Annotated in this window: 26 protein-coding genes, 1 tRNA gene and 2 other annotated features; all 27 genes read right to left on the bottom strand. The window is 36.3% G+C overall.

From position 1 onward, the window contains the following. Positions 1-8: 8 nt before the first annotated feature. Positions 9-638 carry a 50S ribosomal protein L3 gene (gene rplC, locus AC0LWJ_RS10105; RefSeq protein WP_474239930.1) on the bottom strand — a complete coding sequence of 210 codons (630 nt, stop codon included), beginning with the start codon at positions 636-638 and terminating at the stop codon, positions 9-11. Positions 639-688: 50 nt separating this feature from the next. Beyond that, positions 689-997 (bottom strand): 30S ribosomal protein S10, encoded by a 309-nt coding sequence (gene rpsJ, locus AC0LWJ_RS10100; protein ID WP_284679849.1) that lies wholly within the window; start codon positions 995-997, stop codon positions 689-691. Between the two features lie 223 nt (positions 998-1220). After that, positions 1221-2423, bottom strand: coding sequence for an elongation factor Tu (tuf, locus tag AC0LWJ_RS10095; RefSeq protein WP_503031436.1), 1203 nt, complete (start codon positions 2421-2423; stop codon positions 1221-1223). Between the two features lie 13 nt (positions 2424-2436). Continuing rightward, positions 2437-4506, bottom strand: a complete 2070-nt coding sequence (fusA, locus tag AC0LWJ_RS10090) for an elongation factor G (RefSeq protein WP_474240006.1) — start codon at positions 4504-4506, stop codon at positions 2437-2439. Positions 4507-4557: 51 nt separating this feature from the next. Further along, positions 4558-5028: a 30S ribosomal protein S7 gene (gene rpsG / locus AC0LWJ_RS10085; RefSeq protein ID WP_474240008.1), complete on the bottom strand. Its 471-nt coding sequence runs from the start codon at positions 5026-5028 to the stop codon at positions 4558-4560. 13 nt (positions 5029-5041) lie between these two features. Then, positions 5042-5416 carry a 30S ribosomal protein S12 gene (gene rpsL / locus AC0LWJ_RS10080; protein WP_284679853.1) on the bottom strand — a complete coding sequence of 125 codons (375 nt, stop codon included), beginning with the start codon at positions 5414-5416 and terminating at the stop codon, positions 5042-5044. A gap of 59 nt (positions 5417-5475) precedes the next feature. After that, the gene (locus tag AC0LWJ_RS10075) at positions 5476-5724 is read right to left on the bottom strand and encodes a ribosomal L7Ae/L30e/S12e/Gadd45 family protein (RefSeq protein WP_474240010.1); all 249 of its coding nucleotides are present in this window, start codon (positions 5722-5724) and stop codon (positions 5476-5478) included. Between the two features lie 100 nt (positions 5725-5824). Next, complete coding sequence (gene rpoC / locus AC0LWJ_RS10070) at positions 5825-9340, bottom strand: DNA-directed RNA polymerase subunit beta' (RefSeq protein ID WP_474240012.1); 3516 nt, start codon at positions 9338-9340, stop codon at positions 5825-5827. A 32-nt stretch (positions 9341-9372) separates the two neighbouring features. Further along, complete coding sequence (gene rpoB / locus AC0LWJ_RS10065; RefSeq protein WP_474240014.1) at positions 9373-13080, bottom strand: DNA-directed RNA polymerase subunit beta; 3708 nt, start codon at positions 13078-13080, stop codon at positions 9373-9375. Between the two features lie 384 nt (positions 13081-13464). After that, on the bottom strand, positions 13465-13833 hold the full coding sequence (rplL, locus tag AC0LWJ_RS10060; RefSeq protein WP_284679857.1) for a 50S ribosomal protein L7/L12: 369 nt from the start codon (positions 13831-13833) through the stop codon (positions 13465-13467). Positions 13834-13859: 26 nt separating this feature from the next. Continuing rightward, complete coding sequence (gene rplJ, locus AC0LWJ_RS10055; RefSeq protein ID WP_474240016.1) at positions 13860-14390, bottom strand: 50S ribosomal protein L10; 531 nt, start codon at positions 14388-14390, stop codon at positions 13860-13862. 14 nt (positions 14391-14404) lie between these two features. Beyond that, positions 14405-14536, bottom strand: a sequence feature (ribosomal protein L10 leader region). Between the two features lie 39 nt (positions 14537-14575). Beyond that, complete coding sequence (gene rplA / locus AC0LWJ_RS10050; RefSeq protein WP_474240018.1) at positions 14576-15268, bottom strand: 50S ribosomal protein L1; 693 nt, start codon at positions 15266-15268, stop codon at positions 14576-14578. 96 nt (positions 15269-15364) lie between these two features. Beyond that, positions 15365-15787: a 50S ribosomal protein L11 gene (gene rplK / locus AC0LWJ_RS10045; RefSeq protein ID WP_474240020.1), complete on the bottom strand. Its 423-nt coding sequence runs from the start codon at positions 15785-15787 to the stop codon at positions 15365-15367. 29 nt (positions 15788-15816) lie between these two features. Continuing rightward, the gene (gene nusG / locus AC0LWJ_RS10040; protein WP_474240022.1) at positions 15817-16332 is read right to left on the bottom strand and encodes a transcription termination/antitermination protein NusG; all 516 of its coding nucleotides are present in this window, start codon (positions 16330-16332) and stop codon (positions 15817-15819) included. Between the two features lie 46 nt (positions 16333-16378). Continuing rightward, entirely contained in the window at positions 16379-16576 is a 198-nt protein-coding gene (gene secE / locus AC0LWJ_RS10035) for a preprotein translocase subunit SecE (RefSeq protein WP_474240024.1), read from the bottom strand. A gap of 32 nt (positions 16577-16608) precedes the next feature. After that, positions 16609-16758 carry a 50S ribosomal protein L33 gene (rpmG, locus tag AC0LWJ_RS10030; protein ID WP_284679862.1) on the bottom strand — a complete coding sequence of 50 codons (150 nt, stop codon included), beginning with the start codon at positions 16756-16758 and terminating at the stop codon, positions 16609-16611. Between the two features lie 121 nt (positions 16759-16879). Continuing rightward, a complete protein-coding gene (gene tuf, locus AC0LWJ_RS10025) occupies positions 16880-18082 on the bottom strand; it encodes an elongation factor Tu (protein WP_503031436.1) in 1203 nt (400 codons plus the stop codon). Between the two features lie 72 nt (positions 18083-18154). Next, positions 18155-18230, bottom strand: a tRNA-Thr gene (locus AC0LWJ_RS10020). A gap of 70 nt (positions 18231-18300) precedes the next feature. Then, positions 18301-18954 (bottom strand): RNA polymerase sporulation sigma factor SigH, encoded by a 654-nt coding sequence (gene sigH, locus AC0LWJ_RS10015; protein WP_474239715.1) that lies wholly within the window; start codon positions 18952-18954, stop codon positions 18301-18303. A 64-nt stretch (positions 18955-19018) separates the two neighbouring features. Further along, the gene (locus AC0LWJ_RS10010) at positions 19019-19513 is read right to left on the bottom strand and encodes an NYN domain-containing protein (RefSeq protein WP_474239713.1); all 495 of its coding nucleotides are present in this window, start codon (positions 19511-19513) and stop codon (positions 19019-19021) included. Between the two features lie 11 nt (positions 19514-19524). Continuing rightward, on the bottom strand, positions 19525-20265 hold the full coding sequence (gene rlmB / locus AC0LWJ_RS10005; RefSeq protein ID WP_474239711.1) for a 23S rRNA (guanosine(2251)-2'-O)-methyltransferase RlmB: 741 nt from the start codon (positions 20263-20265) through the stop codon (positions 19525-19527). A gap of 2 nt (positions 20266-20267) precedes the next feature. Further along, complete coding sequence (locus tag AC0LWJ_RS10000; protein ID WP_474239709.1) at positions 20268-20690, bottom strand: Mini-ribonuclease 3; 423 nt, start codon at positions 20688-20690, stop codon at positions 20268-20270. Continuing rightward, positions 20690-22084, bottom strand: a complete 1395-nt coding sequence (gene cysS / locus AC0LWJ_RS09995) for a cysteine--tRNA ligase (RefSeq protein ID WP_474239707.1) — start codon at positions 22082-22084, stop codon at positions 20690-20692. Before cysS ends, AC0LWJ_RS10000 begins: the two co-directional genes overlap by 1 nt. Next, positions 22071-22739 (bottom strand): serine O-acetyltransferase EpsC, encoded by a 669-nt coding sequence (gene epsC / locus AC0LWJ_RS09990; RefSeq protein ID WP_474239705.1) that lies wholly within the window; start codon positions 22737-22739, stop codon positions 22071-22073. The genes cysS and epsC overlap by 14 nt, the downstream gene beginning before the upstream one ends. 58 nt (positions 22740-22797) lie before the next feature. Then, positions 22798-23005, bottom strand: a binding site (T-box leader). Further along, positions 23002-24462 (bottom strand): glutamate--tRNA ligase, encoded by a 1461-nt coding sequence (gene gltX, locus AC0LWJ_RS09985; RefSeq protein ID WP_474239703.1) that lies wholly within the window; start codon positions 24460-24462, stop codon positions 23002-23004. (Overlaps the previous feature by 4 nt.) Positions 24463-24565: 103 nt before the next feature. Then, complete coding sequence (locus AC0LWJ_RS09980) at positions 24566-24805, bottom strand: hypothetical protein (protein ID WP_284679870.1); 240 nt, start codon at positions 24803-24805, stop codon at positions 24566-24568. Positions 24806-24927: 122 nt separating this feature from the next. After that, complete coding sequence (locus tag AC0LWJ_RS09975; RefSeq protein ID WP_474239701.1) at positions 24928-26637, bottom strand: proline--tRNA ligase; 1710 nt, start codon at positions 26635-26637, stop codon at positions 24928-24930. Positions 26638-26654: the final 17 nt, after the last annotated feature.

The raw sequence follows: 26654 nt of genomic DNA, 5'->3' as shown, positions 1-26654 counted from the left end.
TCCATTACTTATTTTTTTACAGAGTCCTTTATTATAAGAAGACTTCCCTTTGGTCCCGGTACAGAACCTTTTATCAACAATATATTCTTCTCCGGGTCTGCTTTAATCACTTCTAAATTCTGAACTGTTACTCTTTTATTGCCCATACGTCCGGGTAATTTCTTTCCTTTAAATGTCCTTGAAGGATCTGAACTTGCTCCCATGGAACCTGGTCTTCTATGATATTTTGAGCCATGTGACATAGGACCCCTATTTGCATTATATCTTTTAACAACCCCGGCAAATCCTTTCCCCTTTGATGTTCCAATTACATCAACTTTTTCTCCTTGTTTAAAAATATCCGCCTTGATTACCGCTCCTGATTCATATGGTGTTATATCTTCAAGCCTAAACTCTCTCAAATATTTTTTGAATGGAGCATTTGCTTTTAAAAAGTGCCCTTTTAGAGGCTTTATAACTCTTCTTTCTTTTACTTCGCCAAAGCCAACCTGTATTGCATTATATCCATCATTTTCTACAGTTTTTTTCTGTACAACAACACAAGGACCTGCTTCAACAACTGTTACAGGTATAAAATGACCTTTTTCCGTAAATATCTGGGTCATGCCCTGCTTTTTACCTAATATCGCTTTTTTCATCTTCTTTACCTCCTGAAATCATCGAACGCACATGCGTCATAATTCCCTTCTTATAATTTTATCTCAATATCTACGCCTGCCGGCAAATCTAATCTCATTAATGCATCTACCGTTTTTTGCGTCGGACTTAATATATCAATTAATCTCTTATGTGTCCTTGTTTCAAATTGTTCACGTGAATCTTTATATTTATGTGGTGCTCTTAAAATTGTAATAACATCTTTTTCTGTCGGTAATGGAATAGGTCCTGAAACTTCAGCACCGGTTCTCTTTGCAGTTTCGACTATTTTTTCAGCAGACTGATCGAGAACTACATGATCAAATGCCTTTAATCTTATACGAATTTTTTGCTTTGTCATTAACTTCCCCTCCTTTTACCTGCAATAACTATAAATTTCATATACACTTATCCGTGTGTTTTCCCTTGTTACATAAAATTGAACTTTAAACCAACTTTATTAGTTTAAGCTATTTTTCATATTATTTCAAGACTTGACTTTTAATAATTTTTATGCTAAGAGCATAAATATGAAAGCGTGATGCTTATCGCATATTACGCTTTCATTGTATATTACGCTTCATTTATGCAATAATTGATGAAACAACACCAGCGCCTACTGTGTGTCCGCCTTCCCTTATAGCAAATTTCAAGCCTTCTTCCATTGCTATCGGCGTTATCAGCTCTATTGTCATTGTTATATGGTCACCTGGCATTACCATCTCTACACCCTCCGGCAGGTCTATTATCCCTGTTACGTCTGTTGTCCTGAAGTAAAACTGCGGTCTATATCCATTGAAGAATGGTGTATGCCTTCCGCCTTCTTCTTTCGTCAGTATATATACCTGTGCCTCAAATTTCGTATGTGGCTTTACTGAACCCGGCTTCGCCAATACCTGACCTCTTTCTACTTCTTCTCTTGTTATACCTCTTAATAGTACTCCTATGTTGTCTCCTGCCTGTGCTTCATCAAGAACCTTCCTGAACATCTCTAATCCTGTCACTACTGTCTTCTTTGACTCTGCTGCAAGCCCTATTATCTCTACTTCGTCCCCTACTTTTATCTTGCCTCTCTCTACTCTCCCTGTTGCCACTGTTCCTCTTCCTGTTATCGTAAATACGTCCTCTACCGGCATTAGGAACGGTTTGTCTATATCTCTCTCTGGTGTCGGTATATATTCATCTACTGCATCCATTAATTCCCATATCTTGCCGCACCATTTGCAATCTCTTTTCCCACATCCACATTCCAGTGCTTTTAATGCTGATCCTACTATTATCGGTGTGTCATCTCCAGGAAATTCATATTCGTTTAACAACTCTCTTACTTCCATCTCTACTAATTCGATTAGTTCTTCGTCATCTACCATATCTGCTTTGTTTAAAAATACTACTATATACGGTACTCCAACCTGTCTTGCCAATAATATGTGCTCTCTTGTCTGCGGCATTGGACCGTCTGCTGCTGATACAACTAATATCGCACCGTCCATCTGGGCTGCACCTGTTATCATGTTCTTTACATAGTCTGCATGTCCCGGGCAGTCAACATGTGCATAATGCCTCTTCTCTGTCTCATATTCAACATGCATCGTGTTTATGGTTATACCTCTTGCTTTTTCTTCAGGTGCTTTGTCTATTTCGTCATATGCTGTCGCCTGTGCCATACCTTGCGTCGCCAATACTGCTGTTATTGCTGCTGTTAATGTCGTCTTTCCATGGTCTACATGTCCTATTGTCCCTATGTTTGCATGGGGTTTCTTTCTTTCAAATTTCTGTTTTGCCATTTTTTTATCCTCCTTACTTCTTTTCTAAGATCTGTTCTAAAATACTTTTTGGTACTTCTTCATAATGGTGGAACTGCATTGTATATGTTCCTCTGCCCTGTGTTTTTGAGCGGAGGTCTGTAGCATATCCAAACATCTCGGAAAGCGGTACCATTGCTCTTATAACTTTTGCACCGGCTCTGTCTTCCATACCTTCAATTCTGCCTCTCCTTGAATTGACATCACCCATAATATCACCCATATATTCTTCAGGTACAACTATTTCAACGCTCATATATGGTTCTAACAATACAGCGCCGCCTTTTCTCATGCCTTCCTTGAATGCCATAGAACCGGCTATTTTAAATGCCATATCTGATGAGTCGACCTCATGGTATGAACCATCTACAAGAGATACTTTTATATCAACAACCTGATATCCTCCAAGTATGCCATTCTCCATTGCTTCTTGCACGCCTGCGTCAACAGAGGATATATATTCTTTAGGTATAACACCGCCAACAATCTTGTTAACAAATTCATAGCCATGACCTCTTTCCGTCGGTTCCATTTCAAGCCATACATGACCATACTGTCCACGTCCGCCTGACTGTCTTATAAATTTGCCTTCAACCTTTACCGGCTTCTTTATTGTTTCCTTGTATGCAACCTGTGGTTTGCCTACATTGCATTCCACATTAAATTCTCTTCTCATTCTGTCAACAATTATTTCAAGATGCAATTCTCCCATACCAGCAATAATCGTCTGACCTGTTTCTTGATCAGTATATGTCTTAAATGTCGGGTCTTCTTCAGCAAGTTTTAGCAATGCAATTGACATTTTTTCCTGTGCTGCTTTTGTCTTTGGCTCAATCGCAACTGAAATAACAGGTTCGGGAAATTCCATAGACTCAAGAAGAATCGGCTTTGCTTCATCACAGAGAGTGTCACCAGTTGTAGTGTCTTTCAGTCCAACAGCAGCAGCAATATCTCCCGTAAATACCCTCTCAATTTCTTTTCTATGATTTGCATGCATCTGAAGTATTCTTCCTATTCTTTCCTTCTTCCTTTTAGTGGAATTTAAAACATATGACCCTGAATCTAATACACCTGAATATACTCTAAAAAATGCCAGCTTGCCAACATATGGATCAGCCATTATTTTAAAAGCAAGAGCTGAGAATGGTTCATTATCATCAGCCTTCCTTTCCATCTCTTCATTGCCATCCAACTGCATTCCTTTGACAGGAGGAACATCCAAGGGCGAAGGCAAATATTTCACAATTGCATCCAACATTGGCTGAACACCTTTATTCTTATACGAAGATCCACATAGTACAGGTACTATTTCACCGTTTATTGTTCCCTTTCTCAATGCCACATTTATTTCATCTGGTGTTATATCTCCGCCTTCTAAATATTTTTCCATTATATTTTCATCAACCTCTGAAACTGCCTCAAGAAGTTTTTCTCTGTACTCCTGTGCAACGTCTTTTAAATTGTCAGGTATTTCAAATTCTTCTGATAGCGTACCAAGGTCGTCTTCGTAAATAATTGCATCCATATTTATTAAATCTATAACCCCTTGAAATGTATCTTCTTTCCCAACGGGTAATTGTATTGCAACCGGATTTGCGTTTAATCTTTCTTTTATCATATTTAAGACATTAAAAAAGTCCGCACCCATTATATCCATTTTGTTTACATATGCTATTCTCGGAACATGGTATTTGTCTGCCTGTCTCCAAACAGTTTCTGACTGTGGTTCAACACCGCCTTTAGCACAGAAAACGGCAACAGCTCCATCAAGTACCCTTAAAGACCGTTCCACCTCAACTGTAAAGTCAACGTGCCCCGGCGTATCAATAATATTGATTTTATGGTCTTTCCAATAGCATGTTGTGGCAGCAGATGTAATGGTAATACCCCTTTCCTGTTCCTGCTCCATCCAGTCCATAGTTGCATTCCCTTCATGCACTTCCCCTATTTTATGAACTTTACCGGTATAGAATAGGATTCTTTCAGTAGTAGTTGTTTTACCAGCATCTATATGTGCCATAATACCTATATTCCTAACTTTATCTAAGCTAAAATCTCTTGGCATTTTTATCCTCCTTTCCTGCCCCTATGCTAACACTATATCTATTTTTATAAATTACCATCTATAATGTGCGAAAGCCTTATTAGCTTCTGCCATCTTATGGGTGTCTTCTCTTTTCTTCACACTTGCACCTGTATTATTGGCAGCATCCATTATTTCTGCAGCTAATTTTTCATCCATCCTTCTGCCATTTCTCTTTCTTGCAAAATTAGTAATCCATCTTATGCCAAGGGTCTGCCTTCTTTCTGGTCTTACCTCAATAGGCACCTGATATGTGGCACCCCCAACACGCCTTGCCTTTACCTCAAGTACAGGCATCACATTATTCATGGCATCTTCAAATACTTCCAGCGGATCTCTACCTGTTTTCTCTTTTATTATGTCAAAAGCACTGTAACATATCCTCTGAGCAACTCCCCTTTTACCATCTAACATCAATTTATTTATAAGTTTTGTTACCCTCTTGTCCTTATAAATTGGATCCGGAAGTACATCACGTCTTTCTACGTAACCTTTTCGCGGCATTTGTCATCCCTCCTTACTTTTTCGGTTTTTTTGCTCCATACTGTGAACGAGCCTGTTTCCTGTTGGCAACACCTGCTGCATCTAAGGAACCTCTTATTATCTTATATCTAACACCAGGCAAGTCTTTAACCCTACCGCCTCTAACAAGTACAACAGAATGCTCCTGAAGATTATGACCTATTCCAGGAATATATGCAGTTACTTCTGAGCCGTTTGTTAATCTAACCCTGGCAATCTTTCTTAAAGCTGAGTTAGGTTTTTTTGGTGTAGTTGTTTTTACAACAGTACATACCCCTCTTTTCTGAGGATTACCTTTTAACGCTGGGGATGTAGATTTGTATTTTACTACTTGCCTGCCTTGTTTAATCAACTGATTTATTGTCGGCATCCTTCCACCTCCTTCCAAGTTTTACACAGATTTATCCCTTCAAAAGAAGGGATAAATCTTTATTCTTTTAATTCTGCTGCCGTAGCAGCTCCAACATCAATACCGCACATTGTACCAAGTTCTTCCATAGTATCTATAAATACTATATCAATTGATTTTATATTACAAATTTCTCTTATTTTTTGTGTTACATGTTCTTCTGCATCTTTTGCAATAAAAACCTTTGATACCTTGTCATTAGTTATTGCTTTTAAGGTTTGTTTTGCTCCTATAACCTTTTTAGAAGAGCTTTTTTGTTCAAAACCCATTTACTTCTCCTCCCTGCAGGAAGTTGTTTTTAACATGCCTAATAATTTTATCATTATACACATAGACTGTCAACCATTTATACCATTCTTTTAATCTTATTTAAGAATCTTCAATATCCTCATCAATTATTTTTACTGTTATGTTTTTATATCTTGACAGACCTGTCCCAGCCGGAATTAGTTTCCCTATAATTACATTCTCTTTAAGACCTAAAAGCGGGTCAACTTTTCCTTTAATTGCCGCATCTGTGAGAACCCTTGTCGTTTCCTGAAATGATGCCGCTGAAAGGAAGGAATCCGTTGCAAGTGAAGCTTTTGTTATGCCAAGTAAGGTTCTAATCCCCGTAGCCGGCGTAAGTCCCTTATCAATTATTCTTTTGTTTTCTTCGTCGAACATAAACATATCAACAAGTTCTCCGGGCAGCATAGAAGTATCACCTGAATCCTCTATTTTTACTTTTCTCATCATTTGCCTTATTACAACCTCTATATGTTTGTCATTTATTTCAACACCTTGTAGCCTATAAACCTTCTGTACTTCTTGAAGCAGATATGTCTGGACTGCAAATAATCCTTTTATTTTAAGTATGTCATGCGGATTTACTGAACCTTCGGTCAGTTCATCGCCTGCTTCAATAATCTGTCCATCCTGTACTTTTAATCTCGAACCATATGGTATTAAATATGTTTTTGATATGTTGTTTTCATTATCTGTTACAACTACCTCTCTCTTTTTCTTTGTCTCATTTATTTTGATAATGCCGCCTATTTCAGATACAACTGCAAGTCCTTTTGGCTTTCTTGCCTCAAAAAGTTCCTCTACCCTTGGGAGTCCCTGTATTATATCTGAGCCTGCGACCCCTCCGGTATGGAATGTTCTCATGGTTAACTGTGTACCAGGTTCTCCAATAGCCTGTGCTGCAATTATACCTACTGCTTCACCTATTTCTACCTCTTCTCCTGTTGCAAGATTCCTGCCATAGCATTTTTTACAAACCCCATGTCTTGATTTACATGTTAGCAATGACCTTATCTTTACCTTTTTAATATTAGATTTTTCTATTTTGTCTGCGACACTCTCCGTAATCATTTCATTTTTCTTAACAAATACTTCACCTGTATCCGGGTCTATTACGTCTTCTGCTGCAACCCTTCCATTTACCCTATCAAAAAGCCTTTCTATTATTTCATTTCCTTCTCTTATCTCGTTAACAAAAATACCATCATCTGTACCACAATCATCTTCCCTTATTATTACATCCTGACTAACATCAACAAGCCTTCTTGTTAGATAACCCGAATCTGCTGTCCTTAATGCAGTATCTGCAAGACCTTTTCTGGCGCCATGCGTTGATATAAAATATTCAAGAACATTAAGTCCTTCTCTGAAATTGGATTTTATAGGAAGTTCAATAATTCTTCCTGAGGGATTTACCATAAGTCCTCTCATGCCTGCGAGCTGCCTTATCTGATTTTTACTACCTCTTGCGCCTGAATGTGCCATCATAAAAATAGGATTAAACTTATCAAGACTCGTCATTAAAGAATCAGTTACCTTTTCAGTTATTTCATTCCATATCTTTATTACATTCTCATATCTTTCTTCATCAGATATAAGCCCGCGTCTAAACTGGTTATCAATTTTAGCAACTGCTTCATCTGCCTGCTTTAGTAAGGAATCCTTCTCTGCTGGTATTTTCATATCAGATACACTTACTGTAAGTGCAGCTTTTGTTGAATATTTATAGCCAAGAGCTTTGATTTTATCAAGGGTTTCTGCTGTTTTGGTAGGTCCATGTACCCTGTATACCCTATCAAGTATTTTACCCAATTTTGATTTGTCAACAAGAGTAGTTACCTCAAGGTCAAACATTTTTTCAGGATCAGTCCTGTCAACATAACCTAAATCCTGTGGTATTGCCTTATTGAAAATCATTTTTCCAATGGTTGTTTCAATTATCTTTGATTTTTTTTCTCCATCGATTTCCTTTTCAACCCTAACTTTTATCTTTGCATGTATATTAATCTGATTAAGCTGATATGCCATCAGGGCTTCTTCATAATTTGCAAATACCCTTCCTTCACCTTTTACTCCATCCTCATCATCAGTTAAATAATAACAGCCAAGTACCATATCCTGAGTAGGTGTCATAACGGGTTTCCCATCCTGTGGTTTTAAAATATTATTTGCTGCCAGCATTAAAAATCTTGCTTCTGCTTGTGCTTCTACGGTTAATGGCACATGCACCGCCATCTGATCACCATCAAAATCAGCATTATATGCTGTACATACAAGAGGATGAAGCTTGATTGCCCTTCCCTCAACAAGTATTGGTTCAAATGCTTGTATTCCGAGTCTATGAAGGGTAGGAGCCCTATTTAATAGAACAGGATGCTCTTTTATTACTTCTTCCAGTACATCCCAAACTTCAGGGCGAACCTTTTCCACCATTCTTTTAGCACTTTTAATATGTTGTGCAATTCCTTTGTCAACAAGGCTCTTCATTACAAAAGGCTTGAAAAGCTCCAATGCCATTTCCTTTGGCAAACCACATTGATAAAGCTTTAGCTCTGGTCCAACAACTATAACTGAACGACCGGAATAATCAACTCTCTTTCCAAGAAGATTTTGTCTAAATCTCCCTTGTTTTCCCTTCAACATGTCTGAAAGAGATTTTAATGGACGATTACCCGGACCTGTAACAGGTCTGCCCCTTCTACCGTTATCTATTAATGCGTCAACAGCTTCCTGCAGCATCCTTTTTTCATTTCTTACTATAATATCAGGTGCTCCAAGGTCTAAAAGCCTTTTCAACCTATTATTTCTGTTTATTACCCTTCTGTATAAATCATTTAAATCTGATGTTGCAAACCTACCTCCGTCAAGCTGTACCATTGGCCGTAAATCTGGCGGAATTACAGGTATCACATCAAGTATCATCCATTCAGGCTTATTACCTGAATCCAAAAATGCCTGTGCTACTTCAAGCCTTCTAATTGACCTTACTCGTTTTTGTCCTGTAGAATTTTTTATTTCAGCTTTAAGCTCTTTGGTCAGTTTTTCAAGGTCAATCTCCTTCAATAATTCCTTTATTGCTTCAGCTCCCATACCTACTTTAAATACATTTCCATATTTGCTTTGGTTTTCTCTATATTCCTTTTCATTAAGAAGCTGTTTCTTGGTAAGGGGTGTTTCACCCGGTTCAATTACTACATATGATGCAAAATATAAAATTTTCTCCAGTGCCCTCGGAGACATATCAAGAATTAAACCCATACGGCTCGGTATCCCTTTAAAATACCAAATATGCGAAACAGGGGCAGCAAGCTCAATATGCCCCATTCTTTCACGCCTTACCTTAGCACGTGTAACCTCAACACCACATCTATCGCATATTACTCCTTTATATCTGATTCTTTTATATTTACCGCAGTGGCACTCCCAATCTTTTTGAGGTCCAAATATTTTTTCACAAAACAAGCCCTCGCGTTCCGGCTTTAATGTCCTGTAATTTATTGTTTCCGGTTTTTTTACTTCACCTCTTGACCACTCCCTGATTTTTTCAGGGGAAGCCAATCCTATTTTAATAGAATCAAAGTTTTTTAACTCAAACAAGGAGTTTCGCTCCTTTCATTATTATATTATCATTATATTTCATCGTTTAAATCTAAATCTTCATTTATATCAGGGTCATCTACCTCAAAATTGATATCGTCAAAATTTTCCTTTTCTGTATCTTCATCATATCCCTCAATGAATTCTTCGCCGTATTTAATCTCAGGTGTATCTTCTCTACCTTCTATGTTGATATTTACTGATTCGTCATCAGTGATATCATCATCATCTTCAAATTCCTTCAATTCCACTTCCTGTTTATCTTCTGTTAATACCTTGACATCAAGGCATAAACTTTGAAGTTCTTTTACAAGAACTTTAAAGGATTCGGGAACACCAGGCTCAGGGATGTTTTCTCCTTTTACAATGGCTTCATAAGTCTTAACACGTCCTGTTACATCATCAGATTTAACCGTAAGTATTTCCTGCAATATATGAGATGCGCCATATGCTTCCAATGCCCAAACTTCCATTTCTCCAAATCTTTGTCCTCCAAACTGTGCTTTACCCCCAAGAGGCTGTTGTGTAACTAAAGAATATGGACCAGTCGACCTTGCATGCATTTTATCATCAACAAGATGATGGAGTTTAAGCATATACATATATCCTACTGTAACCTTATGGTCAAAAGGTTCACCTGTCCTTCCATCATAAAGCTGTACCTTACCATCCTTGGAAAATCCGGATTTTTCCAATAGCTCCTGAATATCCTCTTCATTAGCACCATCAAATACCGGTGTAGCTACATACCAGCCCAGTGCTTTTGCGGCAAGACCTAAATGTACTTCAAGCACCTGACCTATATTCATACGAGAAGGCACCCCCAGAGGATTCAAGCATATTTGAAGTGGTGTACCATCTGGCATAAAAGGCATATCTTCAACCGGCAGAATCCTTGATACAACACCTTTGTTTCCATGTCTTCCTGCCATTTTATCCCCTACGGAAATTTTCCTCTTTTGTGCTATAAATACACGCACCATTTCATTAACACCCGGTGGAAGTTCATCACCATTTTCTCTTGTATAAACTTTAACATCAACAATTATTCCTACTTCACCATGAGGCACTCTTAAGGATGTATCCCTAACTTCTCTGGCTTTTTCACCAAATATTGCCCTTAGCAACCTTTCTTCAGCCGTTAATTCAGTTTCACCTTTGGGGGTAACCTTACCAACTAAGATATCGCCTGCGGTTACCTCTGCTCCAATACGAATTATTCCTCTTTCATCAAGGTCCTTTAATGCATCCTCCCCTACATTAGGAATATCTCTTGTTATCTCTTCAGGACCAAGTTTGGTATCTCTTGCTTCAGATTCATATTCTTCTATATGGATAGATGTTAGTGCATCTTCCTTTACAAGTTCTTCACTTATTAATATAGCATCTTCGTAATTGTACCCTTCCCATGGCATAAATCCTACTAATATGTTTCTCCCAAGGGCTATTTCACCATCTTCTGTAGAAGGTCCGTCACTTATAATCTGTCCCTTTTCTACTCTTTCACCTTCAACAACTATTGGTCTTTGATTAATACATGTACCTTGGTTTGACCTTTTAAATTTTAATAGATTATATTCATCTCGTCTTCCATCATCTGTTCTTATCACAATCTTATTCGCAGTCACTTTTTCAACAATTCCTGCATTTTTTGCAATAACAACAACACCTGAATCTCTTGCAGCCTTATATTCAATACCAGTACCAACAATCGGTGCTTGTGGCTTAATGAGTGGAACTGCCTGTCTCTGCATATTAGACCCCATTAAAGCCCTATTGGCATCATCATTCTCAAGAAACGGTATCATAGCTGTTGCAACAGAAACAACCTGCTTTGGAGAAACATCCATGAAATCAACTTCGCTACTGGATACAACTAATATTTCATCCATATAACGGCAAGTAACTTTTTCATGAATGAACCTGCTTTCCTCATCAAGAGGTTCATTAGCCTGTGCAATTATATATTCATCTTCCACATCTGCTGTCATATATTCCACCGCATCAAGCACTTTTCCGGTTTTTTTATCCACCTTTCGATATGGTGCCTCAATAAAACCATATTCATTGATTCTTGCATATGTTGAAAGAGAACCAATAAGCCCTATGTTAGGTCCCTCAGGTGTTTCTATAGGACACATCCTGCTATAATGTGAATGGTGAACATCTCTAACCTCAAAGCCCGCCCTTTCACGACTTAAACCACCCGGTCCTAATGCACTTAACCTTCTCTTATGTGTTAGCTCTGCAAGAGGATTTGTTTGGTCCATAAATTGTGAAAGTTGAGAACTTCCAAAAAATTCTTTTATCGCCGCAACTACAGGTCTTATATTTATTAAATTTTGTGCAGTTATCTCACTTATGTCCTGAATTGTCATTCTCTCTCTTACAACTCTTTCCATCCTTGACAAGCCTATTCTAAACTGATTCTGCAAAAGTTCTCCAACACATTTCAATCTTCTATTGCCAAGGTGATCAATATCATCCACAGAACCTATACCATCCGAAAGATTAAGGTTATAATTTATAGAAGCTATAATATCCGATTTTGTTATATGTTTCGGTATCAGCTCATCTATCCTTCGTTTGATTTCATTTAGAATATCCTCTTCTTCGGAAAAGTTTTTAAGTATATCCTCTAAAACATCAAGTTGAACCTTCTCCTTTATATTAAGACTTGAAACATCAACACTAAGAGGATATTCATTTATATCAACAGTATTATTACCAATTACTTTTACAGCTTTGCCTTCAACCATTACTTCAACCATATTTATTCCGCTGTTTTGTATTTTCTTTGCAATATCCCGCGATATTTTTTGTCCTTCTTCTACAATTATTTCACCTGTAACAGGATTTACAATTTTTTTAGCCGCTTTTTGATTTGTTATACGTGTGCTTAAAGATAATTTTTTATTAAATTTATAACGTCCTACTTTTGCTAAGTCATATCTTTTTGGATCAAAAAACAATGAATAAAGTAAACTTCTTGCGCTTTCAACCGTTATAGGCTCACCTGGTCTTAGCCTCTTATATACTTCAACAAGTCCTTCTTCCTCAGATTTTGTCGTATCTTTATCAAGAGTAGTCTTTATTCTTTCATCTTCCCCAAATAAATCGATTATCTGCGCATCCGTTCCATAGCCCAGTGCTCTTAAAAAAACAGTAATAGGAACTTTTCTTGTTCTGTCGATTCTAACCGAAAAAATGTCATTGGAATCTTCTTCGTATTCAAGCCATGCACCTCTATTAGGAATAATGGTTGCAAAAAATAATTTCTTTCCAACCTTATCAAACTGCTGTTGATAATAAACCCCCGGCGAACGGACAAGCTGGCTTACAATTACACGTTCCGCACCGTTAATAATAAAAGTACCTTTATCTGTCATTAACGGAAAATCACCCATGAATACTTCGGATTCCTTTATCTCCCCTGTTTCCCTGTTTGTCAGCCTGACTTTAATTCTCATCGGCACTGCATATGTAGTATCTCTATCCTTGCTTTCCTCCACCGAATATTTAGGATTATTGTCAAGTTTATAATCAAGAAATTCTAAAGATAAATTACCTGTAAAACTTTCAATAGGAGAAATATCCCTGAATACTTCTTTCAAACCTTCATCCAAAAACCATTTGTATGAATTCTTCTGAACCTCAATTAGATTTGGCATATCAAGGACTTCCTCAATTTTGGCAAAGCTCATTCTCTTTTTTTTGCCGGCATCAACTGGATGTAACATCCACTTCACCCCTTATAAATTTAAAATAACCAAGATGGGGTACATAGAAGATACCCCTAAAATAGTACCTTTGGATAATTATAAAAAGATATAATTATTATTTACCAGATTGTATACATTTATTCAATTATTAACATGTTAATAAATGTAGTCATTATATAATATTAATTTGACATTGTTAATGCAATATATAATACTACCACAACGGGTTAATAATGTCAACAGAAAATTTTTTCGGTGTTATTATTCTGTGATATTGTCTTGATATACCACTTTTGATTATGTCCCAAATCTAAAAATTATGTATAATAAACCTCACGAATATAAAAATAAAAGTATCCTTAGTTTTAGAATACTTTTATTTTTATTGCTATGTTTATTTTTTTATTTTATTTCTACTTTTGCTCCAACCTCTTCAAATTTAGCCTTAATCTGGTTAGCTTCATCCTTGCTTACGCCTTCTTTAACAGGTTTTGGAGCACCCTCTACAAGGTCTTTTGCTTCTTTCAATCCAAGACCTGTTATTTCTCTTGCTACTTTAATAACCTTAATTTTTTCTGAACCTATTTCTGTTAATATTACATCAAATTCTGTCTTTTCTTCTGCAGGCGCAGCTTGAGCTGCAGGTGCTGCTTGAACTGCAACAGGTGCTGCTGCTGATACACCAAACTCCTCTTCTAAAGCTTTTACCAATTCTGCCAATTCCAATACCGTCATCCCTTTTATTGCATCTAATAATTCTTGTTTATTCATCACACATTACCTCCATTAATTTTTTATTATGCTTCATTTTCCTTTTTCTCTTTCACTGCATTTAATGCAACTACAAGTCCTCTTAACATACCTGATAACACAAAAACAAAATTATTTATAGGCGCCTTCATGCTGCCAAGTGCTTTCGCAACAAGTTCTTCTCTTGACGGCAACTCAGAAAGTTTCTTTACTTCTTCAGGACCTATAACCTTACCATCTACAATACCTGCTTTAAACTCGATACCTTTACTATCTTTACTAAACTCAACAATTATTTTAGCCGGTGTTACAGGGTCACCATATCCAAATGCTACCGAGGTAGGTCCTTCAAGATATTTAATTGCTTCATCATATCCAAGCTCTTTTACTGCCAATGCCATTAAAGTATTTTTGTATACTTTATATTCAGCATTTGACTCCTTGAATTTCCTTCTTAAATTCATATCATTCTCAACCGTCAAACCACTATAATTTGTAAAAATAACCGATTGTGATTTTGATAATTTTTCTTTAAACTCTTTTACAACTTTTTCTTTTGCTTCTTTTGCTGCACCCATCATTTCACCTCCTATTAGAAAAATATAAGAGATCCCCGTAGACATAGAGATCTCTTATAAACAAATTTTTTCTTTATTATGAGAAACCTCGGCAGGATTTATGTGGAACTCACACCTGCTGTCTACGGTGCATTTTCAATTTTATCATAAACAGTATATAATTATTTTTTTATCCTGTCAACCGATTATACAACTTTTAATGGATTGATTTTTACTCCTGGTCCCATCGTTGAAGAAATTACTACACTTTTTAAATACTGACCTTTAGCTGCAGCAGGTTTTGACCTGATAATGGCATCCATTATAGTCTTAAAATTCTCTGTTAATTTTTCTTTCCCAAAGGATACTTTCCCTATGGGGACATGTATGATAGAATTTTTATCAACCCTGTATTCTATTTTACCTGCTTTAATATCTTTTATTGCTTTTCCCACATCAAAAGTCACAGTACCTGCTTTAGGATTAGGCATAAGCCCTTTTGGACCTAAAATCTTACCAAGACGTCCTACAACTCCCATCATATCCGGAGTCGCAACAATCACATCGTAATCAAACCAATTTTCATTCTGTATTTTTGTAATAAGATCTTCGGCTCCTACGAAATCAGCGCCTGCTGCTTTCGCTTCTTCCGCCTTATCTCCTTTTGCAAAAACTAAAACCCTTGTTGTTTTACCAGTCCCATGAGGTAGTACCACAGTACCTCTTACCTGTTGGTCCGCATGTCTTGGGTCTACCCCAAGCCTTACAGAAAGCTCAACTGTTTCATCAAATTTTGCCTTTGCCGTCTTAAGAACAAGTTCTACCGCATCCTGTGGTTCATATAACACAGACCTATCAATTAATTTTTCACTTTCAATATATTTTTTACCATGTTTCATATCTAAAACCTCCTTGTGGTAATATCGGATTTATCCTCCCACTACTCATAAATACCACCCCTTTTAAGGATGGAGTTTCCTAAATCTATTAATTTCTTAAACAACTTCTATGCCCATACTTCTTGCTGTACCTGCAATCATTCTCATGGCTGCTTCTATATCTGAAGTATTCAGGTCTTTCATCTTAATCTCAGCTATCTCTCTTATTTTGTCTTTGCTTACACTTGCAACCTTTTGCTTGTTTGGCTGTCCTGAACCGCTTTCAATTCCGGCTGCTTTCTTCAAAAGTACCGCTGCAGGTGGAGTTTTTGTAATAAATGAAAAAGACCTATCTGCAAATATAGTTATAACCACAGGGATAATTAAACCCGCCTGTTTTGCAGTTCTCTCATTGAATTCTTTGCAAAAACCCATTATATTAACCCCGTGGGGTCCAAGGGCTGTACCAACTGGTGGAGCCGGTGTAGCTTTGCCTGCAGGCAATTGTATTTTGACAACCGCCGCTACCTTTTTTGCCATATTAACACCTCCTGTCAATATTATAATTATTATTGAATCTTTTGAATTTGGACAAGGTCAAATTCAACCGGAGTTTCTCTTCCAAACATCGAAATAAGAACTTTGACCTTTTGCCTCTCAAGGTAAATTTCCTGGACAACACCGATGAAATTTTCAAGAGGTCCCGTTACTATTCTGACACTGTCACCAGGTGAAATATCAACAGATGGAAGTTCCTCCCTGATTCCAAGTGCTTTAACTTCTGTCTCAGTTAATGGCACAGGTTCTTTAGACTCAGGTCCGACAAACCCGGTTACACCCCTTGTGTTCCTTACAATATACCAAGAGTCATTAGTCATAACCATTTTCACAAGTACATATCCAGGAAAGACTTTTTTATCTACAGTCTTCTTTTTCCCGTCCTTTATCTCAACAATCTTATCAGTCGGTACTACAATCTGCTGTATTAAATCTTGAAGACCTCTGTTTTCAACAGCTTTTTCCAAATTAGCCTTTACTTTATTTTCATATCCAGAATAGGTATGAACAACATACCATTTAGTCATATTATTTTCCGCCATCTCCGACATAGGGATAAATCCCTATCCTCCTTTAACCTTTAATAATTAGTTTTAACAGATAAGTAAATAGCGTATCAGCTACGAAAATAAGCATGGTAAATAGAATCATTACAACCAGCACAGCTTCTGTATATACTAAAACGTCTTTTTTTGTAGGCCAGATTACCTTTTTCATCTCAGCTTTTACTTCTCTGAAAAACTTTCCAATTTTTTTTGTTTCATCGGCCATTACATCACATCCTCTTATAAATATCCAGTTTTTTACCTTGTTTCTTTATGCAATGTATGTTTTTTACAGAACCTACAATATTTCATAAGTTCTATTCTATCCGGATCATTTTTTTTATTTTTCATCGTATTATAATTTCTTTGCTTACATTCAGTGCAAGCTAATGTAATTTTAACCCGCAACAATTCCACCTCCCGGAATCTTTGAACTACTTTCTCAACTTTAACACAAATATTATTTTCTGTCAATAATTAATTAGACATAACATGCTTAAAAAAAGCCAGGTAACAACCCGGCCCTCATTTATGCAATAATTGATGAAACAACACCAGCGCCTACTGTGTGTCCGCCTTCCCTTATAGCAAATTTCAAGCCTTCTTCCATTGCTATCGGCGTTATCAGCTCTATTGTCATTGTTATATGGTCACCTGGCATTACCATCTCTACACCCTCCGGCAGGTCTATTATCCCTGTTACGTCTGTTGTCCTGAAGTAAAACTGCGGTCTATATCCATTGAAGAATGGTGTATGCCTTCCGCCTTCTTCTTTCGTCAGTATATATACCTGTGCCTCAAATTTCGTATGTGGCTTTACTGAACCCGGCTTCGCCAATACCTGACCTCTTTCTACTTCTTCTCTTGTTATACCTCTTAATAGTACTCCTATGTTGTCTCCTGCCTGTGCTTCATCAAGAACCTTCCTGAACATCTCTAATCCTGTCACTACTGTCTTCTTTGACTCTGCTGCAAGCCCTATTATCTCTACTTCGTCCCCTACTTTTATCTTGCCTCTCTCTACTCTCCCTGTTGCCACTGTTCCTCTTCCTGTTATCGTAAATACGTCCTCTACCGGCATTAGGAACGGTTTGTCTATATCTCTCTCTGGTGTCGGTATATATTCATCTACTGCATCCATTAATTCCCATATCTTGCCGCACCATTTGCAATCTCTTTTCCCACATCCACATTCCAGTGCTTTTAATGCTGATCCTACTATTATCGGTGTGTCATCTCCAGGAAATTCATATTCGTTTAACAACTCTCTTACTTCCATCTCTACTAATTCGATTAGTTCTTCGTCATCTACCATATCTGCTTTGTTTAAAAATACTACTATATACGGTACTCCAACCTGTCTTGCCAATAATATGTGCTCTCTTGTCTGCGGCATTGGACCGTCTGCTGCTGATACAACTAATATCGCACCGTCCATCTGGGCTGCACCTGTTATCATGTTCTTTACATAGTCTGCATGTCCCGGGCAGTCAACATGTGCATAGTGCCTCTTCTCTGTCTCATATTCAACATGCATCGTGTTTATGGTTATACCTCTTGCTTTTTCTTCAGGTGCTTTGTCTATTTCGTCATATGCTGTCGCCTGTGCCATACCTTGCGTCGCCAATACTGCTGTTATTGCTGCTGTTAATGTCGTCTTTCCATGGTCTACATGTCCTATTGTCCCTATGTTTGCATGGGGTTTCTTTCTTTCAAATTTCTGTTTTGCCATTTTTTATCCTCCCACTCTAATAAACACACCCTGGTGTTTCATATTTAAATATATAAATAAAAATTACAAATTTGGAGCCCATGACCGGGATTGAACCGGTGACCTCCGCCTTACCAAGGCGACGCTCTGCCGACTGAGCTACATGGGCAACAGCTTATTTGTATCCACAGCATCGATTTTAAATTTTACTATAAAAAATCGAAATTGTCAACACTCAACTATTTCTCATCAAGACATTTTTCGAGTTTCCTTTTTACTCTCTGCAAAGCATTATCAATTGATTTCACATGTCTATTAAGCTCAACAGCTATTTCCTGATATGATTTTCCATCAAGAAAAGAAATAAGAACTTCTGCTTCAAGTACACTTAATTTTTCACTGATCTTGTTCCCGATATCAGTGCATTCTTCACGATTAATTATTAATTCTTCTGGGTCAGAAATACATTCATTTGAAACTATATCCATTAACGTTCTATCAGACTCATCATCAAAAATCGACTTATTAAGAGAAATATAAGAATTAAGCGGGATGTGTTTTTGCCTTGTGGCAGTTTTTATTGCTGTTATAATCTGACGTGTAATACATAATTCAGCAAATGCTTTAAAAGAAGAAAGCTTATCACTTCTAAAATCACGTATGGCTTTAAATAAACCAATCATCCCTTCCTGCACTATATCTTCTTTGTCAGCACCTACCAAAAAATAGGAACGTGCTTTTGCTTTTACAAAACTGCAATATTTTTCGATGATGTATTCCAAAGCTTCTTCGTTACCACTTTGTGCTTCAGTTACAACATCACCTTCATCCATAACCTCATATGTATTATAATGATTGCACCGTGCTACCGATTCCACAAATATCGCCTCCATTATTAGGCAAGTTTACGAAATAATTATACATTATAATACATGTGATAGTCAAGCCGTTTTATTATTATTCCGACATTTTACGTAATTTTTTTAAGACATCTTCATCTAACATAGATTCAATATTGTTTTTTAGATTATTAACAACAAAATATTTCTTTTTCTCATTAAAATATTTAATTAAGTCATCATGTAATTCCCGAGATGACATTCTTGTCGCCCCTTCTCCAAGCACAACCTGCTGCAAAGCCCAATCAGAGGTAACAACTACTACCTGTTCTTTTTCTGCCAAAGTTTTAATTATTCCTTCTATATAATGGTCTGCCGACTCCCCTTCTTTTGTGTAAACAACCTCAACATTGTTATAATATTCATGTTTTTCAACGCTCCCTTTAACATACAATGCATCATACACCAGTATTATCTTTATTCCTGAATACCCCTGAAAATTTATCAGCATTTCAATAAGTTTAAGCCTTGCGTCTTCAAGATTTTCTTCTGCCACTTTTTTAAGCTCCGACCAATTATTTATAATATTATATCCATCTAATATCATGTACATTAAATCACGCCTTACTTATTCCTTTGCCTTACGACCTCAAACATAATTAAAGAGGCTGCAACGGAAGCATTCAGAGAATTTATGTGACCTGTCATAGGAATCTTTACAATAAAATCGCAATTCTTTTGGGTAAGCTCAGCCATTCCTTCACCTTCACTTCCTATAACTATGGCAATAGGAAGTGTATAATCTGCCTTATCAAAATCTGTCTTTGAATCAATGCTGCTGCCGACTATCCATATCCCCTCTTCTTTCAATTTCTTTATAGCGATGTTTATATTTGAAACCTTTGCTATCTTTACATATTCTGTAGCACCTGCAGATGTTTTAACAACAGTACTGTTAACACCTGCCGCCCTCCTTCTTGGAATTATAATTCCATGTACGCCAAATGCTTCTGCCGTCCTAATAATTGCTCCAAGATTATGTGTATCTGTAATTCCATCCAATAAAAGTAAAAAAGGCTTTTCATTTTTTGCTTTTGCAAAACTCAATATATCATCAATTTCACAATATTTATATACAGAACAAACTGCAACAACACCTTGATGGCTTTTTCCGTCAGATAATTTATCAAGGGTATTTGAATCTGCCGTTGATACTATTATATTCTTATCTCTTGCCATTTTAATTATTTTGGCTATATTGCCGCCTGCAGTTTTTGATACATAAAGCTTCTCTATTTCACGATTGCCTTTTATAGCTTCAACAACAGGATTGCGGCCAAATATTACGTTTTTACTGTCTTCCATTTTTATTCTCCTTTTTCATTATTAGATTCAATGGTTAATTCTAATATTTCCTTTAGTCTGTCTATTTTCCCCAATAGGTAAAGATATCCCAATAATGCTTCAAATGCAGTTGCAAGATGATAATCCTCTATATCTGCATGTTTTGGAATTGTTGCACTTTTAACATTTCTTCCTCTTCTTACTATATCCTTCTCATCATCAGTTAAATACTTTGAAATTCTTTTCAGACTTTCTGCCTGTGCCTCAGCTTTTACATATTTTACACATTCTTTATGTATTTTATATAAAGGTCTATTTCCCTTTACCGCAATATTTCTTCTTATAAATAAATCATAAATGCTATCACCAATAAAGGCTAAAATAAGCGGAGATAATCTCATTACCTCCTCTTTATTAAAAGTATAATCATCTTCATTAAAAAACATCAAATTTTTCTCCACCTTACTCCATTTGGCGTATCTTCAAGTATAATACCCTGCTTTTTAAGTTCATCCCTTATTTTATCGGCAAGCGCCCAATTTTTATTTTTTCTGGCATTCTCTCTTTCGTCTATTAATGCTTTTATTTCATCTTCTATTAAATCAGGTTTTTTATAGAAAAAACCTAAAATTGACGATAATTTTAGAAATATATCCAGTGTATATCTTATCAATTCCTTGGATGAATTTCCATCAATGTTTGTGTTTATATCTTTGACCATTTCAAACAAAACAGCAATAGCATCAGCGGTATTGAAATCATCGTCCATAGAAAGCTCAAATCTTTTTTCATATTCTTTAAGCTTATCCATAAAAGACCTTTCATCCTCTACTGGTTCTCTATCTTTGGAAACCTCAAAAAGGTATTTTAAGTTGTCCACAGCATTTAACAAACGCATAAATCCGCTTTTTGCCTGCTCTAAAAGCTCCGGACTAAAATTTATGGGATTCCTGTAATGAGCCGTCAGCATAAAAAATCTCAATACCTCAGGTTCATAATGATTTAATATATCTCTTACAGTGAAAAAATTGCCTTTAGACTTGGACATCTTTTCATTGTTTATATTAAGATATCCTATATGCATCCAGTATTTAGCAAAAGGAACATTGTTTACAGCTTCACTCTGGGCTATTTCGTTTTCATGATGCGGGAAAATAAGGTCAGGTCCGCCTGCATGAATATCAATGGTTTTGCCAAGATATTTCATAGCCATTGCAGAACATTCAATATGCCATCCGGGTCTTCCTTTTCCCCAAGGACTTTCCCATGAAGGCTCACCTGGTTTTTCAGCTTTCCACAGAGCAAAATCCATTGGATTTTTCTTTTCCTCATTAATTTCTATACGGGCACCCGAAAGAAGCTCCTCAATATTTTTATGGGACAACTTCCCATAATCCTTAAACTTTATCGTATTATAATACACATCTCCATTCACCACATATGCATATCCTTTTTCAATAAGGCTTTTTATAAAATTTATTATTTCATTAATGTTTTCTGTCGCACGCGGATGTACTGTTGCCCTCCTTATCCCAAGGCTGTCGGCATCTTTGAAATATTCTTCTATATATTTTTCTGCCAGAATTTTTACCGTAGTATTTTCTTCATATGCTCTTTTTATAAGTTTATCATCAATATCAGTGAAATTTTGAACATAATTAACTTTATATCCTTTATATTCCAAATATCTCCTAATGGTATCAAATACAATAAATACCCTGGCATTGCCGATATGAATGTAATTATACACTGTTGGTCCACATACATACATATTTACTTCTTTATCATGTAATGGTATAAAGTCCTCTTTCTTTCCTGTCATTGTATTATATAATTTCACCGTCATTCCCCTCCATATCGTTCATTAATATTTCTAACTTTTTCAGCCTTTCTCTTATTCCGTCCAGTTCATCTTCAATTGGGTCAGGCAATTTTCCATGTTCAAGGTCAACATATGGTCTTATCTTCTTGATTTTAATATTTTCCCTTTTTACGCAATGTCCCGGTACACCTACAACCGTACAATTTGGCGGAACATTATGAAGTACAACAGCACCTGCTCCTATTTTGGAATTCTCTCCTATTATAATAGGTCCTAATACCTTTGCCCCACTTCCTATAACAACATTATTTTTAATGGTAGGATGCCTTTTACCCTTATCCTTTCCCGTACCGCCTAATGTCACACCCTGATATAAGGTAACATTATCGCCTATTTCTGTTGTTTCACCAATTACTACCCCCATGCCGTGGTCTATAAAAAATCCCTTTCCAATCTTTGCTCCGGGATGTATCTCAATCCCTGTAAAAAATCTGTTGATCTGAGAAATAAGCCTCGATAACAAAATTAATTTTTTCATATATAAATAATGTGCAATTCTATGCATAATTATAGCATGAAGTCCCGGATAACATAATATGACTTCAAGTACACTGTTTGCCGCAGGGTCTCTTTCAAATACAACCTTTATATCTTCTTTTATATTCTTGAACATATTAATTCACCCCTTTTGATTTAACTTTTATCAGAAAAATAAAAAATTCCCCATCATGTGCAGAGACGAGGAATTACCCGTGGTTCCACTCTGATTGAGGAGCACTCCACTTATATCTATAACGGATTACCGGTAACCGCCTACTTTTCGGCAGTACAGCTTACAGATGCACTTCCCGTAATATAATATCCTAAAGCCACTTGCAGCCTTTGATGGCTTCTCTCTTAAGGTTTATATTATGGTACTCTTCTGCTCATCGCCTTTAATCTATTAAATTTAATGCTTTTTCCAATCTATTTATTATTTTTTCTTTTCCTAAAAGAGGTATTATCTTAACCAATTCAGGACCATGCTCTTCCCCTGTCAGGGCAAATCTTACAGGCATAAAAAATTCTTTACCCTTCACACCGGTCTTTTTTTGGAGGGTTTTCATCATGGTTTTTGCCGTCTCTTGAGAAACTTCATTTAATGCTTCCATTTCAATCTTAAATTCCTTCAATACTTTTTTACATGCCGGTAAACTTAAAATATTCTCTTTTAAAATATTATCATAATGTAGTTCATTTGTAAAAAACATCTTTGTCTTTTCCGGAATCTCTGCTATATAATGCAGACCCTCTTTATATAGCATTATTAATTCTTTTAACCAATTATATAATATATCATCAACTTCGTCAATATACCCTGCTTTTTTTAAATATGGAATCGATAAGTCCACTATGCGCTCAATCGAACTTTTCTGAATATACTGCTGGTTTATCCAGTTTAATTTATCAATATCAAAAACCGGATTTGCTTTGTGAATATTCTTAGAATTAAATTTTGCTATTATCTCATCTTTTGTCATAAGTTCCTCATTATCTCCAGGGGACCAGCTTAAAAGAGCCAAAAAATTAAACATTGCTTCAGGCAAATATCCCATTTCTCTGTACTGTCCTATATAAGTATTCCCATGCCTTTTGGAAAGTTTTGTCCTGTCTTGTCCAAGTATTAGAGGAGCATGGGCAAATTGCGGTATGTCAAACCCCAATGCCTTATATATTAAAATCTGCTTTGGTGTATTATATATATGGTCCTCACCTCTTATAACATGTGAAATTTTCATAAGGGTATCATCTATTACAACAGCAAAATTATATGTGGGCATACCATCAGATTTAACAATTATCATATCTCCCCCAAGGGTATCTGATTTTATTTCTATCATGCCTTTTATCATATCATTAAATGCTATTGTCACATCATTTGGAATTATAAATCTTATAGCAGGTTTTCTTCCTTCTTTTATATATTCTTCTTCCTGTTCCTTGGTCAAATTCCTGCATCTTCCCGAATATCTGGGAATATCACCGTTTGCCACGGAGATTTTTCTATCCTCATCCAGTTCTTCAGGTGTACAGTAACATCTGTATGCCTTACCCTCTTTCAAAAGTTTTTGAGCATATTTATGGTAAATTGAAAGCCTTTCACTCTGCCTATATGGACCATAATCTCCCGGCTTATCAGGTCCTTCATCCCATTCTATTCCAAGCCATTTAAGCTCTTTAAAAATAAGTTCTTCAAAATCTTTTGAAGACCTCCCAAGGTCAGTATCTTCTATCCTAAGTACAAGCTTTGCCCCCTCACTTCTTGAAAAAAGATAGTTAAACAATGCTGTACGTATATTACCTATATGTATTGCACCAGTTGGACTTGGAGCAAATCTTACTCTCTTTTCTATCATAAAGTCATCTCCATCATAAGTTTATTTCAAATACATTATACCAGATTTTATATTTTTATTACAGGATATAAATAAAAAAATAAGGTGCCGGGTTTTCGGCACCTTATTTTATAGTCATATGATTGACTTTTACTGTCGGTATACTGCTTAGTTCTTTTGAAAATTGATTTATATAATTCTCATCACCTCTTACATTTAATGTAATAAGACCATTATCATCGCTTTCATCATGTATGCCAAACCTTGCAAGAATATTACTGCCATGCTTTGTCAAAACCTCCTGTACCTTTGGTACAAAATCCGACCTTTTATCAATTGATACACCCATAATATGTATTGCCACAACCCCACTCCTTTCATAAATACTATTCTTATTCTTCTAATTTGTCGTCTTTTTTATACATGGAAAAATATTAACTTTACTGTCAAATATAGGTTTCGCATATTGTGAAACCTATATTTACATCATTTTTTTATTATTAGATTTTTTACTTTTTCGACAACTTCTGATACTGCAATTTCTTCAACTTTATCAGATGAACGCAGCTTCAGTTCTACTATATTTTCACCTGCTTTTTTCCCCACAGTTATTCTGATTGGTATTCCCAACAAATCAGCATCGTTAAATTTAACCCCAGCCCTTAAATCTCTGTCATCTATCAATACCTCTATATCAGCATCCTGAAGTTCCTTATATAATCTTTCGGAAAGATTTTTCTGGATATGGTCTGAAACATTAACAGGTACTATTTCTACATGATAGGGTGCGATTGACATGGGCCATATGATTCCTTTTTCATCATGATTCTGCTCAATAACCGCAGCAATCGTTCTATTAACGCCTATGCCATAACAACCCATTATAATAGGTCTTTCATTCCCGTCTTCATCTATAAAATTTGCTCCGAGGGCATCGGAGTATTTTGTGCCAAGTTTGAATATATGCCCTACTTCTATGCCTCTTTTAATCTTTATCGGTTTTCCGCATTTCGGACATTTATCACCTTCAACCGCATTTCTTATATCTGCAACAATATCTGCTTTGAAGTCTCTTCCATAGTTGATATTTTTAATATGATAACCTGTTTCATTTGCACCTATTATGAAATTTTTCATTTCAGGTATTTCTCTATCAACAATAACTAAAACATCTCCCTTTAAGCCTATTGGTCCTGCAAATCCTACTTTTGCGCCCGTTGCTTCTTCCACAGTCTTGCTATCAGCCATTTCAAGGTCCTGTTCTACTGCTTTTAACACATTAAGCAGCTTGACTTCGTTCAGCTCCCTGTCGCCCCTTACAAGTGCTGCAATAATCTTATCATTGAATTTATAAATCAAAGTTTTAACAAATCTATCCGGCACTGTTTTTAAAAATGTAACAAGTTCTTCAATGGTTCTTGCATCGGGAGTTTTAATTTTTTCGGGTGGAAACATTTTTTCATTGCTTACCGTATCTGGAAGGCATTCTGCTTTTTCTTCATTTGCCGCATATCCGCAATTTTCGCAATATACTATTGAAGCTTCACCTACATTTGACGTAACCATAAATTCCTTAGAATCTTTGCCGCCCATTGCACCTGAATCTGCCTCAACAACCGTATACTCAAGACCACATCTGTCAAATATACGGCAATATGCTTCATACATTTGAGCAAATGATATATCAAGTTTATCCCAGTCTGTATCAAAGCTGTATGCATCCTTCATTATAAATTCACGGCTTCTCATAACACCAAATCTGGGTCTTCTTTCATCCCTGAATTTTGTCTGTATTTGATATAAGATTATCGGAAGCTGCCTGTATGACTTGATTTCATTTCTTATAAGGTCTGTAAATACCTCTTCATGGGTAGGACCAAGGCAAAATTCCCTGTCATTTCTATCTTTCAGCTTAAACATCTCTGGTCCAAATACATCCCATCTTCCCGATTCTCTCCATAATTCAGATGGTATAAGTGAAGACATAAGGACTTCCTGTGCTCCTGCTCTATCCATTTCTTCCCTTATAATCTGTTCTACTTTTCTTAAAACCCTTTGCCCTATGGGCAAATATATATATATTCCTGATGCAAGTTTTCTTATCATTGCTGCCTTCAGCATAAAAAGATGGCTTGAAATCTCTGCCTCCGCAGGTATTTCCCGTAATGTTGGTATAAGTTGTTTAGATAATCTCAATTCATTTCCTCCTTAAC

This window comes from Aceticella sp. 75b-Ac (genome assembly GCF_056032965.2).
The sequence above is the reverse complement of the archived record's forward strand: the minus strand, read 5'-3'. Positions and strand labels throughout refer to the sequence as shown.

Coding starts and splice junctions, on each gene's coding strand:
- tuf (WP_503031436.1), bottom strand. CDS start 2,423: ATGGCAAAACAGAAATTTGAAAGAAAGAAACCCCATGCAAACATAGGG.
- rplJ (WP_474240016.1), bottom strand. CDS start 14,390: ATGGGTGCAGCAAAAGAAGCAAAAGAAAAAGTTGTAAAAGAGTTTAAA.
- AC0LWJ_RS10010 (WP_474239713.1), bottom strand. CDS start 19,513: ATGTACATGATATTAGATGGATATAATATTATAAATAATTGGTCGGAG.
- rplA (WP_474240018.1), bottom strand. CDS start 15,268: ATGAAACATGGTAAAAAATATATTGAAAGTGAAAAATTAATTGATAGG.
- gltX (WP_474239703.1), bottom strand. CDS start 24,462: ATGATAGAAAAGAGAGTAAGATTTGCTCCAAGTCCAACTGGTGCAATA.
- AC0LWJ_RS10000 (WP_474239709.1), bottom strand. CDS start 20,690: ATGTTTTTTAATGAAGATGATTATACTTTTAATAAAGAGGAGGTAATG.
- rplC (WP_474239930.1), bottom strand. CDS start 638: ATGAAAAAAGCGATATTAGGTAAAAAGCAGGGCATGACCCAGATATTT.
- tuf (WP_503031436.1), bottom strand. CDS start 18,082: ATGGCAAAACAGAAATTTGAAAGAAAGAAACCCCATGCAAACATAGGG.
- fusA (WP_474240006.1), bottom strand. CDS start 4,506: ATGCCAAGAGATTTTAGCTTAGATAAAGTTAGGAATATAGGTATTATG.
- secE (WP_474240024.1), bottom strand. CDS start 16,576: ATGGCCGATGAAACAAAAAAAATTGGAAAGTTTTTCAGAGAAGTAAAA.
- rlmB (WP_474239711.1), bottom strand. CDS start 20,265: ATGGAAGACAGTAAAAACGTAATATTTGGCCGCAATCCTGTTGTTGAA.
- rpsG (WP_474240008.1), bottom strand. CDS start 5,028: ATGCCGCGAAAAGGTTACGTAGAAAGACGTGATGTACTTCCGGATCCA.
- sigH (WP_474239715.1), bottom strand. CDS start 18,954: ATGGAGGCGATATTTGTGGAATCGGTAGCACGGTGCAATCATTATAAT.
- rpsL (WP_284679853.1), bottom strand. CDS start 5,416: ATGCCGACAATAAATCAGTTGATTAAACAAGGCAGGCAAGTAGTAAAA.
- rplK (WP_474240020.1), bottom strand. CDS start 15,787: ATGGCAAAAAAGGTAGCGGCGGTTGTCAAAATACAATTGCCTGCAGGC.
- rpsJ (WP_284679849.1), bottom strand. CDS start 997: ATGACAAAGCAAAAAATTCGTATAAGATTAAAGGCATTTGATCATGTA.
- AC0LWJ_RS10075 (WP_474240010.1), bottom strand. CDS start 5,724: ATGGGTTTTGAACAAAAAAGCTCTTCTAAAAAGGTTATAGGAGCAAAA.
- nusG (WP_474240022.1), bottom strand. CDS start 16,332: ATGACTAAATGGTATGTTGTTCATACCTATTCTGGATATGAAAATAAA.
- rpoB (WP_474240014.1), bottom strand. CDS start 13,080: ATGTTACATCCAGTTGATGCCGGCAAAAAAAAGAGAATGAGCTTTGCC.
- epsC (WP_474239705.1), bottom strand. CDS start 22,739: ATGTTCAAGAATATAAAAGAAGATATAAAGGTTGTATTTGAAAGAGAC.
- rplL (WP_284679857.1), bottom strand. CDS start 13,833: ATGAATAAACAAGAATTATTAGATGCAATAAAAGGGATGACGGTATTG.